This window comes from Bacillus sp. MM09(2025) (genome assembly GCF_050496725.1).
Taxonomy (GTDB): Bacteria; Bacillota; Bacilli; order Bacillales; family Bacillaceae; genus Bacillus; species Bacillus pumilus.
On record NZ_JBNWEN010000001.1, the window covers coordinates 38,654 to 52,651 of the forward strand.

Consider the following 13,998-nt stretch of genomic DNA (forward strand, 5'->3'; position numbering starts at 1 on the left):
GCTTTGCCTTTCTCTTTTTTTCTGATAAAAGGTGAAAACGCTTAAAAATGAAAGAGAAATGCTTGACTTCAATGATACTTAAACGTATGATAATTACAAATGTAACACATAAGAACAAATGTAAAGGGGAGAGAAGAAATGCAAAAACAAATCACTTTGCCTGAACAGATTAGTCATGAGAGATTAGCAGATTTATATAAACAAATGTGGTTAGTGAGATATTTTGATGAAAAGGTCGATCAATTCTTTGCGAAAGGACTTATCCATGGAACCACTCATTTATGTGTCGGACAGGAAGCGTCAGCTGTTGGATCAATTGCCGTATTAAAGGACGAAGATAAGATCGTCAGTACGCACCGTGGACATGGTCACTGTATTGCAAAAGGTGCAGAGGTCAATAAGATGATGGCGGAACTATTCGGGCGTGAGACTGGTTATTGCAAAGGAAAAGGCGGCTCGATGCATATCGCTGATTTAGAAAAAGGGAACCTTGGCGCAAATGGAATCGTTGGCGGCGGTATCCCGCTGGCAACAGGTGCAGCGCTCACATCTAAAATGAAACAGGAAGGCTTTGTCGTTCTTTGTTTCTTCGGAGATGGAGCGACAAATGAAGGAAGCTTTCACGAAGCACTAAATCTTGCATCCATTTGGGATTTGCCTGTTGTATTCATTTGTGAAAATAACCAGTACGGTATGTCTGGCCCTGTAAAAGAAATGATTAACATTGAAGACATTTCAACAAGAGCAGAAAGCTATGGAATCCCAGGAAAATCAATTGATGGAAATGACATGGTTGAGATTATGAACACAGTAGATGAAGCGGTCAGCCGTGCAAGAGCTGGAGAAGGTCCATCACTTGTTGAAATGAAAACGTATCGCTGGAAGGGTCACTCTAAGAGTGATGCGAAAAAATACCGTACACGTGAAGAAGAAACAGAGTGGAGACAAAAAGACGGGATCAAGCGCTTTAAATCTCTCTTGATTGAACTAAATGTTTTGACAGAAGAGCAGGCAGCGGTCTTACAGGAAGAAGCGAAGAAAGAAATTGAAGCGTCTGTAGAATTCGCTAAAAATAGTAAAGAACCGTCAATCGATACACTATTAGAGGATGTATACGCCTAATTAGGAGGGGAATCACGTGACAAAAACAACAGTGAGAGAGATTTCATATTTAGAAGCCGTTCGAGAGGCTATGAGTCAGGAAATGAGAGAGAACCAAGATGTATTTATTTTAGGTGAGGATATCGGCGTATATGGCGGTGCTTTTGGGGTCACGCGCGGCATGATTGAAGAGTTCGGTCCAGAGCGCGTACGCAATACACCAATCTCTGAGGCTGCCATCGCAGGAGGTGCAGTCGGAGCGGCTTTGACAGGTATGCGTCCGATTTTAGAGCTTCAATTCTCTGACTTTATTACAATCGCAATGGATCAGCTTGTAAACCAAGCAGCTAAAACACGATACATGTTTGGCGGAAAAGGAAAAGTACCACTTGTTGTGAGAACACCAGCAGGATCAGGAACGGGTGCCGCAGCGCAGCATTCACAAAGCTTAGAAGCGTGGATGGCTCATATTCCAGGATTAAAGGTGGTTCAGCCTTCAACAGCTTATGATGCCAAAGGACTTTTAAAAGCAGCAATGGATGATGACAACCCTGTCATTTTCTACGAGCACAAGCTTTTATATAAAACAATCGGCGAAGTGCCTGAAGAGCCTTATTCGATTCCTTTAGGGAAAGCTGATGTGAAAAGAAGCGGGAAGGACGTCACAATTGTAGCAACAGCGATTATGGTACACAAAGCATTAGAAGCGGCGAAGGAACTAGAAGCAGAGGGAATCGATGTTGAAATCATTGACCCAAGAACACTCGTCCCATTAGATGAAGAAACCATTATCGAATCTGTGAAGAAAACGGGTAAATGTATCGTGGTTCATGAGGCGGTCAAACGAGGCGGCTACGGCGGAGAGATTGCAAGTATGATAGCGGAAAGTGAAGCGTTTGACTACTTAGATGCGCCGATTAAACGACTTGGCGGCCTTGCAGTTCCAATACCATACAACCCGACACTGGAAAAAGCGGTCATTCCACAAGTGCCAGATATTATTGAAGCAGCAAAAGAGCTTGCACGCTCTTAAATAAAGGGGAGAAGATCATGCCAAAAGAGATATTTATGCCGAAGCTAAGCAGTACGATGGAGATCGGAACCTTGCTTCAATGGTTTAAAGAAGAAGGAGATTCGGTTGAAATCGGTGAGCCTCTTTTTGAAATTATGACAGACAAGATCAACATCGAGGTGGAAGCCTATGATGACGGCATTTTTCTAAAAAAATACTACGAAGCTGATGATCAAATTCCAGTCAATGCTGTTATTGGATATATTGGAGAGGCAAATGAACAGGTGCCAAGCGAGCCGCCAGCACAGGCAGATGAGGATTCCTCAGAAAGCAGCGAATCATCTTCACCAGACTCGTCTTCATCCAGTTCTACTGAAGCTCCAAAAACATCTGATGAAAAAGTACGTGCCACGCCCGCAGCGAGAAAAACGGCAAAGGATCATCATGTGGCGATTCAAGAGGTATCTGGCACAGGACCAAAAGGCAGAGTCCAAAAGCGGGACGTCGAGGCAGTCGTTCATTCTAGTGAGAAAGACCGACGCGTCTCACCACTTGCAGAAAAAGTCGCTGCTCGTGAAGGAATCGATTTAGCAGCAGTTTCTGGATCTGGCGCTCACGGCAAGATCATGAAGAGTGACGTACAAGCAGCAGCAACGCAAACAGCAGAGGCTTCGCCTGTGAAAACACAAAAATTAGCTGGCATGAGAAAAGTGATTGCTGATCGCATGTCACAAAGTGCTTTTACAGCACCGCACGTCACATTAACAAGTGAAATTGATATGACGAAAGCAAAAGAAGTGCGTCAGCAGCTACTCCCGGCGATTGAAAAAGAGACAGGCTACCGGTTGTCGTTCACAGAAATCATCATTCATGCGGTCAGCCATGTACTCACGCGCCACCCGCAGATCAATATGACATTTGAACAAAATGAGCTCCATTCCCATGAGGATGTACACATTGGTCTTGCTGTTGCAGTGAAAGACGGCTTGATGGTACCAGTCATTTCTCATGCGAATCAAAAAGGATTAAAACAACTAACAAAAGAAGCGAAAGAAATTGGCCGAAACGCACGCGATCAAAAGCTGCTTCCGGACCAGCTGAAAGGGTCCACTTTTACGATTAGTAACTTAGGCATGTATGCCATTGATACCTTTACCCCGATCATTAATCAGCCGGAAGTGGCGATTTTAGGAGTAGGACGGATTCAAGATAAGCCTGTTGCAGTGGATGGAGAAATTCAGGTGCGGCCAATGATGGGTGTCAGTTTATCGTTTGATCACCGAGTGGTAGATGGCGCACCAGCAGCTGCCTTTTTAACAGACCTTAAAAAAGTGCTTGAACAACCATTTGAATTGCTAATGTAGGAGATGAATCGGATGACGAAAACGTATGATCTGACAGTCATTGGCGGAGGGCCTGGCGGGTATACTGCCGCCCTTCAAGCGGCTGAGCGCGGACGGAAGGTTGCTTTGATTGAGGAGGATTTTCTAGGCGGTACTTGTTTAAATCGAGGCTGTATCCCTTCAAAGACCCTGCTGAAACATGCAGAAGTCATTGAATCAATCGAGAAGGCGAAAAGCTGGGGAATCGAAACAGGTGACATGATCCTTTCCTTCGATAAAATGAGAAAGCGCAAAGATGACGTCATTGAAAAGCTCAGAGGCGGAATCGCCTTTTTATTAAAGCAAGGAAAGATTGATGTATATAACGGCAGAGGCACAGCGGTGACTAAGCATCGGATTGAAATAGAAAAACAAGATGGATCAGAATCGATTGAAACGAAAGAGTTAATCATTGCTACTGGATCTTCACCGGCCATTCCGCCAATACCGGGGCTTAAGGATATTTCATTTGATACAAGTGATACAATCTTTGACATCCCAGATATCCCTGCTTCTGTCGTCATTATTGGCGGAGGTGTCATTGGTCTTGAACTTGCTTGTATCTTCCAAAGTCTTCAATCAAAAGTGACCATTATTGAAGCGGCACCGTCCATTATCCCGCAAGAGGATGAAGAAGCATCTAAGCTGCTAGAAAGAGAACTCAAGAAAAAGGGCATCCATATTGCGAAGAAGACCACTGTGACAGAGTTGACGGAAAGCGAAGGAGTCAAAGCGGTTCATGCAACAGATGATAAAGGGGAGACGCACATCTTTACAGCGGAAAGACTGCTTGTCTGCGTTGGAAGAAAACCGAATGTATCAGCTGTCAGCCAGCTTGATCTTCAGCTCGATGGTCCGTTTATCAAGGTGAATGATCAGATGCAGACAAGTGCTGATGGTGTATACGCAGTTGGGGATGTCGCCGGCGGCTATCAGCTGGCTCATGCGGCGATGGCAGAGGCTGCTGTTGCGGTCAGCAATATTTGCGGAGTGCCTGAAAAAATGAATGCAGATATTATGCCTAGATGTATTTATACATTACCAGAGGTGGCAAGTGTCGGCCTAACGGAGAAAGAGGCAATAGCCAAAGGGCTCAGCGTACAAACAGAACGATTTGATTTAGCGGCAAGTGGTAAAGCGTTAGCGGCAGGTGTTCAAACAGGCTTTATTAAATTGGTGTACGATACAGCATATGGTGAAGTAATCGGCGCAACGATGGTTGGTCCGCATGTCACAGAGATGATTTCAGAAGCTTCTTCCTTTATGTATTTAGAAGGAACAGCAGAAGAGATGGCGAAAATGATTCATCCACATCCGACCATCTCAGAAGGTTTTTATGAAGCAGCTCTTGAGATCGTGAGTAAGCTGAGAAAATAAATGCTAAACAAGGGATAGGGAGGAGATGCATGTGCACGTCCAGCTTCATCAGAAAGCGGCACTTGTGACAGGTAGCACAGATGGGTTTGGAGAAGCCATCTGCCTGGCTTTAGCCCGGGCAGGTGCACATGTTTTTTTACACACATTTCATGATGAATCAAAGGCTAGAACCATTTGTGAAGACATTCAAAAAATGGGCGGTCAGGCGAGTATCATCATGAACCCGCTGGAGACGCCGCGTGATGCCACGCGTATGCTGAGGCAAGTGATCGATACGTGCGGGAAACTGGATATTTTGGTCAATCAAGCAGCGCAAGGAGCGGAAGCGGAGCTTGATGCCACTCACCCTAATGAGTGGATGGACGAAGTGGAAACAGCTGTGAATACTGTCTTTCTTTCCAGTCAAGCTGCCGTATGGCACATGGTTGACCAGAAGAAAGGCTGTATTATTAATATATCGTCATCAGGCAGTATCACAGGTGATGGCGGGATTTCACATGCGACATCGAATTCCATGCTGAATGCCATGACAAAAGGGCTGGCGCGAGAATTTAAAGACAAAGGCATTCGGGTGCTCGCCTTATTACCGCCGCCTCTCCATTTGATTCCTAACACAGAGCAAATCAAGGAGACTGTGGCCCATATGACGGTCTTTTTAAGTACATCATATGGTGCATTTACAGATGGTGCAGCGATTATGCTTGATGGGGGTGAGAGTGCTGGCTAATGATCAAAAACCAGTTCTCATCGTTGGCGGTGCCCAAGGGATAGGAAAGGAAATTGCCGAGCGTTTTTTAAAAGAAGGACACCGAGTGGCTGTGTCTGATATAGATAAACAAGGACTTTCACTTTTAAAAAAACAGCACTCTGAGCTGCTGACATTTCAAGCTGACGTTTCATCGTGGGAAAGTGTTCAGCAGATGATCTCAGCAGCTGAAAGGGAGCTAGGCGGCATTGCTCATCTTGTGTATTCAGCTGGGATGACAAAATCACTTCCTTTTTTAGAAGTCGATTTTTCACTTTGGAAAAAGACACTGGCTGTGAACTTGTATGGTCTTTATTATTGCATCAAAGCGTCAGCACCTTATATATGTGAGCGGCAAGAAGGAAGCATTGTTATTATTGGCTCAGGATCTGCTATAACTGGCTCAGGCGGCGGAATTCAGTATTACGCCTCAAAAGCAGGTGCTTTTGGTCTGATGCGTTCGCTCGTAAAGGAATTAGGGGCGCACCATGTGCGTATCAATGTGATTGCCCCCCGCGTAATTGAATCTCAAATGCTTGATACGCTCTATCCTACTGAGGTGGAGAAAAGGCAGCTGCAATCGCTCATTCCTGTCGGGAGATTAGGAAGACCAGACGATATTGCAGGACTCACTTTATTTCTTACAAGTGAGGAGGGAAGCTATCTGCACGGACAAATTATCCTGTTAGACGGCGGGAGAACGTATCAGCCAAAATATACGGAGGGAAAAAGAGCGGAGAGGTAATCGCTCTTTTTGTCATTTTCGTAACAATTGTTCCAATTAGAAACGAATGTTTGGTATACTGGGAATCATAGTATATTAAAAGGATGATGTCACATGCTGAATTGGGAAGAAAGACGACAGCTCGTCAAAGTTGCTCATCTTTATTATACAGACGGGTGGACGCAGCAGGAAATCGCAAAAAAGCTCAATGTCTCGAGACCAGTCATTTCAAAGCTCTTACAAAAAGCAAAAGATGTGGGAATCGTTGAGGTGTACATTAAAGACGAAAGTATTCACACGGTGGAACTGGAAAAGCAGCTAGAAACAACTTTTCAATTAACAGATGCTGTCGTTGTCCCAAGTGTCGGGACAATGTCTGAGATGGTGAAACGTGCCGTCGGTCAAGCTGGTGCCTATTATTTATCTAAAAACATGAAAGATGCGGAGAAAATCGGCATTTCATGGGGAACTACGCTAGCTGAGCTTGTAAAGGAATACCCGTTCGAGCGAAGAAACGATGTGAAGGTCATTCCATTAGAGGGTGGAATGGGCAGGCAGGCAGTCGACATTCATGCCAATCAGCTGGCATATGAGCTGGCAAAGAAAATGAATGGCACGTGTTCCTATTTATATGCCCCGGCGATTTTAGAAACAGAAGAATTAAAAGAGCGGCTTATGGCAATGCAGGATATAGAAGCTGTGCTTGAAGAAGGTAAAAATGTCGACATTGCCCTCATCGGTATTGGCAACCCGCATAAAGGTTCAACGTTAAAAACAGTTGGTTACTTAAAAGAAGAGGATTTATCTGGTTTAAGGCAATCAGGGGCTGTAGGTGATATTGGCTTTCGTTTCTTTGACGGTCAAGGCAAACCTGTCCAAGATGAACTGAATCAAAAGGTCATTGGTTTATCACTGGAGCAGTTAAAGAGCGTCAAAACGGTCATTGCTGTTGTAGAAGGAACCCATAAAGCTGAAAGTATTTTAGGGGCTTTAAATGGCGGATTCATTCAAGTGCTGGTGACAGACGAACTAACGGCGGCAGCCATTTTAAAGGAAGCTTCCGTCCAATAAACGGCTCATAGCCATCGAATTGTATAAAAAGAGCAACATCAAACGAGAAAGGAGCTGTGTATCTTGAAGAAAACCGAAATGGAAGCGAACCTACATTGTACTCGGTGCCAAGAAGAGACCCTCCACAGCATCGTTTATGTGAATGATCAGATGAAAAGCGTTGAGTGTACAGAGTGTCATCAGAAGATCAGTGTGCAAGTCGACATCATGAAGGAATTTTACAAAGAAGTATACGAAAAAATTGCGACAAAGCCAAAACGGATGACGCAAGAATATAAGGCGAATTTGAATGGATTTATCTCAAGACTCCCAATCCGCGTGCTTAGTAAGCCATACCGGCTCATGAGATATTTAAACGAATCATACAAAGTGATTAAGCAATATAAAAAATAGCAGAGCACTAGCGCGTTTAGACAAAACCTCGCATTCTTTGACAGGTCTGCGCTCAGATGCTCGTTCTTTCTAGAAAGCAAAGGTTTTCTATCACGCTGTGAAGAAAGAAAAAAAGCAGAGCTGATTAGCGCTCTGCTTTTTTGTGTGCTTTTTTCATATAATAATAAATAGGCAGTCCAGCAATTCCGATCAGCATGGAGATGAGACAGCTTTTCCAGTCGGTGATCATGGTGCTGATTAAGACGAATAAAGAACCGATAATTGCAACGATTGGAGTGAGCGGGTAAAGTGGTACGCTATAAGCACGCTCCATTCCTTTGTTTTGTTTTCTCAATTTAAAGACTGCGAAAAAGGCCATGACATAAAAGATGTAGATCATGAAAATCGAAACCTCTGACAGTTTTTCTGGATTGCTGACGATCATAAATACAATGGCGATCAAAATTTGTACAAATACCGCAATCCACGGTGTTTTAAATGTAGGGTGAATACGCGAAATCGCGTTTGCGAAAGGAATTTGCTTTCGCTCTGCCATCGCGAAAATCACACGTGGGAATGAAAGAACCTTTCCGTTCAAACAGCCAAAGATACTAATGATGATGCCGATACTAATGACCTTACCGCCGATTGGGCCAAAGAGCATTGTCGCAGCAGTACTTGTCGCATTTTCTCCAAGCTGTACGATTTGATCTGCTGGTAACACGTGTAAAAGAGCAACATTAATAAAGAGATAACAAGCCGTGACGATTAAAATCCCGCCTGCCATTGCACGAGGCAGCAGCTTCTCTGGGTTTTTCATTTCACCGCCAAGTGCTGCAAGCAATATCCAGCCATCATAAGCAAACAACGTAGCCAAAATCGCTGCACCAAAGTTCATTTGAGCGATACTATCGTTGACTGCCATCAAAATATTTTCGTTTCCTTTCCATAAGCCAAACACAATAATAGCGGCAATCGGGACAAGCTTTCCGATGGTGGTCAGTCCTTGTACAAAACCGCCGTATTTTGTTCCCATAATGTTAATTAAACATAAAAATAAAACAGTGATAATGCCGATTGTTGTCGACCATAAAGAAGAAAGAGAAAATAAATTGGCTAACAATGAACCAAAATAAAGACCGAGCGCACCGATGATGGCAGGCCCGTAAATGATAATCTGCACCCATCCGCATAAATAGCCCCAAAACTCACCATACACTTCTTCAAGGTAGGCATACAATCCGCCAGTCCGAGGGATTTGTGTGCCAATTTCAGCAACAGTGAGTCCGCCTGCAAGGGTTAAAATGCCACCTAGCAGCCAAGCGAATAATGCGATATCTGAGCTTCCTGAATAGGAAAGGACGTTGCCTGGCTTCATAAAGACGCCGGACCCGATAATCGTCCCGATGACAAGAGATAGGGCGAAAAATAAGCCGATGTCCTGTTTTAACGCTGGTTGTTCTTTGTTCATTACACACGACCTCCTGCATCACTTTCGTACGTTACTGTGACATGTATTTTGTTCATTGTAATACGATTTTAGGAAAACAAGAATTAAAAAAATTTTCTGATTTTCGTATTTGTATTTAAAAGTGTTCGTTTATTGGAGAAATTAGGGTAAATGTTTCGTTAAAAACGAACGATAAAAGATTATTTTTGATTTAATGTTAATTTTATCGTTAGAAACCGAACATCTAGCCAAATGGTTGACTTTTCTTGAAAAATGACCTATTTTATTCATAAGGATATTATCTTGAATTCGAGATGTTTTGAAATAGGAGTGAATATAATGAAAATCAATGGGATTCACCACGTATCTGCATTAACAGCCAATGCTCAAAAGAATGTTGATTTCTATCGCCAGATTCTTGGCTTAAAACTTGTAAAGAAAACGGTCAATCAGGATGACCCATCTATGTATCACTTATTTTATGGAGATGAGGTCGCTTCACCGGGAACGGAGCTCACCTTCTTTGAAATACCAATGCTCGCCCGTCGTTTGAAAGGAACAAATGCCATCACAAGCACAGGCCTTCTCGTTTCTTCTGAAGAAGCACTTTCATTTTGGGAAAAGCGTTTTGAAAAAAAAGGCGTGCAGCAAGAAACGGCTTCCTTAAGAGGGGGTAGACCTGCCTTGCGCTTTCAAGATCCAGAAGGGCAGCAGCTATTTTTAACAGTAGAACCGAACGCACAAGAAGCAGGCTCACCGCCAGTGCATGATGATATTCCGGCAGAGTTTGCCATTAGAGGTTTGGGGCCAGTGGAATTAACCGTTGCAGAAGCGGACAAAACGATCCGTGTTTTAACAGACATCCTTGGCTTTACCGAAAGAGCGCGTGAACAATCAAATGATGGTGAGATCGTGACCATTTTTGAGTCAGGAAATGGCGGTGCTGGAACAGAAATTCATGTGATCGAAAAAACGGAAGGACCTTCTGAGCGTTCAGGCAGAGGAAGTGTGCATCACGTAGCCTTTCGCGTGGAAGATGCTGAGGAATTGGAAAAATGGTATGACAAAATATCAAAAGCAGGCTTCACAAACTCTGGTGTTGTGGAACGTTTCTACTTTAAAGCCCTTTACTTTAGAGAACCGAATGGTATCTTATTTGAAATCTCAACAGATGGTCCTGGGTTTACAGTGGACGAAGGAGTAGATGAGCTTGGCGATCAATTAGCCCTTCCTCCATTTCTAGAGCACAAACGAGCAGAAATAGAGCAGAGATTAACGCCAATTCAGTCATCATAAAAAGCAGTTCATTCATGAGCTGCTTAGCGTATAGACAAACCCTTGCGTTTTTTGTCAGGTCTGCAAATGTTTTCTATCACGCTGAAAAGAAAAAAGGGTAAAATCATCTTGATTTTAGCCCTTTTTCTTTTGCATTAGGAACTTACCTGCTTAGATTCAGTTTGTGTTAATGTCACCTTCTTCGTTTCTTCTTTTCCGTTTCGAATGAGTGTGATGTTTACGGTGTCTCCAACTTTCGTATTCGTGTATAGTTCATGACGTAATTCACTTCCGGTTTTGATTTGTTTCCCATTGATGGCGGTAATGACATCCTCAGACTTTAAGCCGGCTTTGGCGGCAGGTGAGCCTGCGGCGATTTCTTTGATGTATACGCCCTGATCAAGCTGACTGTTTTTGAGACCGAGTGTTTCTTTCTGATATATGTCTGGGACTTGTTCGAGATCCAGCATGCTGATGCCGATATATGGACGCTCAATCTTTCCTTTTGCGAGAAGCTGATCGGCGATTGGTTTGACATCATTGATTGGAAGCGCGAATCCAATACCTTCAACACCTGTTTCAGAAATTTTCATACTCGTGATCCCCACAACCTTTCCATCTGTCGTAAGAAGTGGTCCGCCGCTGTTTCCTGGGTTAATAGCTGCATCTGTTTGAATCACATTAATGCTGCTTTCGCCTGCTGATGTGTTCATTGAGACTGTTCGGTCGACACCGCTGACAATTCCTTGGGTAACGGTTCTTGATAGATCTTCACCAAGCGGGTTTCCGATCGCGATGACAGTTTCCCCAGCACGCAGCGAGGAGGAATCGCCTAATGCCGCGACCTTCGTTACATGACTGCTGCTAATTTCTACAACTGCTAGGTCAGTCAGCGGGTCAGCTCCGACCAATTTACCTTTGGTGGTTTTGCCATCGTGCAAGGATACTGTGAGTTTATTTGCCCCTTCAATGACGTGGTTGTTTGTTAAGATATAGGCTTTGCTGCCGGATTTTTTGAAAATCACCCCTGAGCCTGTACCGGTTTTTTCCTCTTGACTGCTTTTATTTTGCTGTGATTCATCAAAAGGCGTATTGAAATCGCCAAAGCCCATGTCTGTTTGACTTTGCGCTTGATAGTTTGTAATGCCGACAATGGCTGGCGATACATCTTCGACCATGCTTGAGATACTGCTTGATGAATGTGATGTTTGGACAGCAGTTGTTTTTGACGAACTGGCACTTGTATCATTTGTTGATACAGCTTCTGTTTTTGCAGCAGAATCGCTTGCTGTGTTGTTTGATGCGTGCTGGGCATATGGCGTAAGGACATACACACCTAACGCTAGTATGCCGCCTACAATGCCGCTAACAAATGGCTTAAACCAGCTGTTTGGCTTCTTCTTTTGTTTTTGTGGCTGCTTCATTGTTTGAATCTCATGAGAAGGTTGGTTTTCATGTTTGTGATGTGTCATTCGAATCACTCTCTTTCTTCAATTTTTCATGTATGGTTCGAGGTGGGATGACCTTATGTGTGGCGATTGGCTTTATCGTAAGAAAAAAGTGTGGGATAAAAATGAAAACATTGTGGGAAATTGTTAAAATAAGTAGTGAATCTAAGCCAAATAGAGGAGATTAAACTGTGGAGAAAATTGGAATCATTGGATATGGAAGCATGGCTGATATGATGGTGCAAAAATGGCTGGAAAAAGAAGTGCTCAATGCCCATCAAATCATGATCCATACAAGAAGTGAAACGGACCGCCTGCTTCAACTCAAAGACAAGCATCAAGAAATAAACATCTGCTCATTAGACGAACTTTCTGCGTCATGTGATGTACTTTTTATCTGCGTGCCGCCGCTTGCTGTACTTGATGTACTCGATCAACTGCCTTCAGCAGCCAAATCGGTTCATATTGTGTCAGTAGCCGCGGCTGTGACGTTAGACAAGTTATCAAAGTATACGACTCAACCAATTTCCAGATACATCCCAACGCTCACGTCAGCTGTTGGAACGGGCGTATCCCTCATTGCGCATGGTGAAACTGCTGGAGAGGAAGAAAAGGCACGTTTGCACCGTCTCCTTTCAGCTTTTAGCATCGTACGTGAAATAGGGGAAGACCAGTTTGATGCGGCGAGTAACTTGACGAGCTCATCTCCTGGTTTTATCGCTGCTCTTTTTGAAGAAATGGCGAGAGCCGCTGTGAGAAATAGTGAGCTTTCCTTAGAGGAAGCGTATGAATTTTTAACGTATGCCCTTTTAGGCACAGGTCAAGTTCTTGTAGAACGAGGCCTCACCTTTGCTGAAACCGTCGATAGAGTGGCGACAAAAGGGGGCATTACAGGAGAAGGCGCCGATGTTATTCAAAAGCAGGCACCTCAGATGTTTGATGATCTATTTACACAAACCATGAAGAAATATGAACAGCTGAAATCACAGATTAACGAAGCAGACAAACACCACTAAAGACATAGTTAGTGGTGTTTTATTTGTTAAAAAAATCCTTTCGTATTCAGCTTATTGACCTGTATTATCTGAGTCTAATTTCCTTATTTTCAGACATTGTATTGAAAAATCAATCAAGTAATCATATAATTTTTTAGAAAATTTAGAAAAATATACACAAATTTTAAGTTTAATTAAAGGGGGATGGGGATGAAGCTCTATGTATCTGTCGATATGGAGGGGATTACTGGTCTAGCTGATCATACATTTGTCGATGCCCGTCAGCACAATTATGAACGGGGCAGAAAGATCATGACAGGTGAAGTGAATGCCTGTGTGGAGGCTCTTCTTCAGCATGGCGCAACCGACATTTTGGTCAATGACAGTCATTCCAAAATGAATAATTTGTTGATTGAAGAATTGCATGAAGAGGCATCTCTTATATCTGGTGACGTCAAGCCTTATTCAATGGTTCAAGGGCTAGATCAATCCTATGACGCTGCTGTTTTTTTAGGCTATCATGCGAGGGCGTCTATGAAAGGTGTGATGTCCCACAGTATGATTTTTGGTGTCAGACATTTTTACATAAATGATCATCCAATTGGTGAAATGGGCTTTAATGCGTATGTTGCAGGCTACTACGGTGTGCCGGTGATTCTTGTTTGCGGAGATGATCAAGCAGCACTTGAAGCAGAAAAGCTGATGCCTGGTGTGAAAACAGTGGCAGTAAAAGAGACCATATCAAGATCTGCTGTGAAATGTCTCACTCCTGCCAAAGTCAACCAACAAATCTCGCAGCAAGTGGAAGCCGCAATGAAACAGATTCATCACATCAAGCCGCTGACGCCTCCTGATCAGCCGCTGCTGAAGATTGAATTTGCCAATTATGGACAAGCTGAATGGGCGAATTTAATGCCAGGTACTGCCATCATAGAAGGAACAACAACGGTGACGTATCAAGCAGAGAATATATTAGAAGCCTACCAAGCGATGCTTGTCATGACAGAGCTTGCCGCACGTACAACATTTTGTTAAACGAGGGGGAG

At 43.5% G+C, this 13,998-nt stretch carries 13 protein-coding genes; 11 read left to right on the forward strand and 2 right to left on the reverse strand.

Annotation, left to right across the window (positions count from 1 at the left end):
• The first annotated feature begins 138 nt into the window (after nt 1-138).
• From ACQYAC_RS00220 to ACQYAC_RS00255, 8 genes are all read left to right on the forward strand, one after another.
• The gene (locus tag ACQYAC_RS00220) at nt 139-1,122 is read left to right on the forward strand and encodes a thiamine pyrophosphate-dependent dehydrogenase E1 component subunit alpha (protein WP_169056348.1); all 984 of its coding nucleotides are present in this window, start codon (nt 139-141) and stop codon (nt 1,120-1,122) included.
• A 31-nt stretch (nt 1,123-1,153) separates the two neighbouring features.
• Nucleotides 1,154-2,134 carry an alpha-ketoacid dehydrogenase subunit beta gene (locus ACQYAC_RS00225; RefSeq protein ID WP_144462509.1) on the forward strand — a complete coding sequence of 327 codons (981 nt, stop codon included), beginning with the start codon at nt 1,154-1,156 and terminating at the stop codon, nt 2,132-2,134.
• Nucleotides 2,135-2,151: 17 nt separating this feature from the next.
• Nucleotides 2,152-3,477 carry a dihydrolipoamide acetyltransferase family protein gene (locus ACQYAC_RS00230; RefSeq protein ID WP_429942523.1) on the forward strand — a complete coding sequence of 442 codons (1,326 nt, stop codon included), beginning with the start codon at nt 2,152-2,154 and terminating at the stop codon, nt 3,475-3,477.
• Nucleotides 3,478-3,489: 12 nt separating this feature from the next.
• Complete coding sequence (gene lpdA / locus ACQYAC_RS00235; protein ID WP_429942524.1) at nt 3,490-4,872, forward strand: dihydrolipoyl dehydrogenase; 1,383 nt, start codon at nt 3,490-3,492, stop codon at nt 4,870-4,872.
• 25 nt (nt 4,873-4,897) lie between these two features.
• On the forward strand, nt 4,898-5,599 hold the full coding sequence (locus ACQYAC_RS00240; protein WP_429942525.1) for an SDR family NAD(P)-dependent oxidoreductase: 702 nt from the start codon (nt 4,898-4,900) through the stop codon (nt 5,597-5,599).
• Nucleotides 5,577-6,362: an SDR family NAD(P)-dependent oxidoreductase gene (locus ACQYAC_RS00245; RefSeq protein WP_429942777.1), complete on the forward strand. Its 786-nt coding sequence runs from the start codon at nt 5,577-5,579 to the stop codon at nt 6,360-6,362. The genes ACQYAC_RS00240 and ACQYAC_RS00245 overlap by 23 nt, the downstream gene beginning before the upstream one ends.
• A gap of 93 nt (nt 6,363-6,455) precedes the next feature.
• Nucleotides 6,456-7,412, forward strand: coding sequence for a sugar-binding transcriptional regulator (locus tag ACQYAC_RS00250; protein WP_058014214.1), 957 nt, complete (start codon nt 6,456-6,458; stop codon nt 7,410-7,412).
• A gap of 63 nt (nt 7,413-7,475) precedes the next feature.
• On the forward strand, nt 7,476-7,805 hold the full coding sequence (locus tag ACQYAC_RS00255) for a hypothetical protein (RefSeq protein WP_008358910.1): 330 nt from the start codon (nt 7,476-7,478) through the stop codon (nt 7,803-7,805).
• 124 nt (nt 7,806-7,929) lie between these two features.
• Here ACQYAC_RS00255 and ACQYAC_RS00260 read toward each other — a convergent pair whose 3' ends face one another.
• Complete coding sequence (locus ACQYAC_RS00260; protein WP_058014213.1) at nt 7,930-9,255, reverse strand: APC family permease; 1,326 nt, start codon at nt 9,253-9,255, stop codon at nt 7,930-7,932.
• A 318-nt stretch (nt 9,256-9,573) separates the two neighbouring features.
• Here ACQYAC_RS00260 and ACQYAC_RS00265 point away from each other — a divergent pair, with 318 nt between their 5' ends.
• Complete coding sequence (locus tag ACQYAC_RS00265) at nt 9,574-10,530, forward strand: ring-cleaving dioxygenase (RefSeq protein WP_339165573.1); 957 nt, start codon at nt 9,574-9,576, stop codon at nt 10,528-10,530.
• Between the two features lie 134 nt (nt 10,531-10,664).
• Here ACQYAC_RS00265 and ACQYAC_RS00270 read toward each other — a convergent pair whose 3' ends face one another.
• Nucleotides 10,665-11,981, reverse strand: coding sequence for a S1C family serine protease (locus ACQYAC_RS00270; RefSeq protein ID WP_429942526.1), 1,317 nt, complete (start codon nt 11,979-11,981; stop codon nt 10,665-10,667).
• Between the two features lie 167 nt (nt 11,982-12,148).
• Between ACQYAC_RS00270 and proG the strand changes: the two genes are divergently transcribed.
• Nucleotides 12,149-12,973 carry a pyrroline-5-carboxylate reductase ProG gene (gene proG / locus ACQYAC_RS00275; RefSeq protein ID WP_429942527.1) on the forward strand — a complete coding sequence of 275 codons (825 nt, stop codon included), beginning with the start codon at nt 12,149-12,151 and terminating at the stop codon, nt 12,971-12,973.
• 189 nt (nt 12,974-13,162) lie between these two features.
• Complete coding sequence (locus ACQYAC_RS00280) at nt 13,163-13,987, forward strand: M55 family metallopeptidase (protein WP_169056356.1); 825 nt, start codon at nt 13,163-13,165, stop codon at nt 13,985-13,987.
• Nucleotides 13,988-13,998 lie beyond the last annotated feature (11 nt).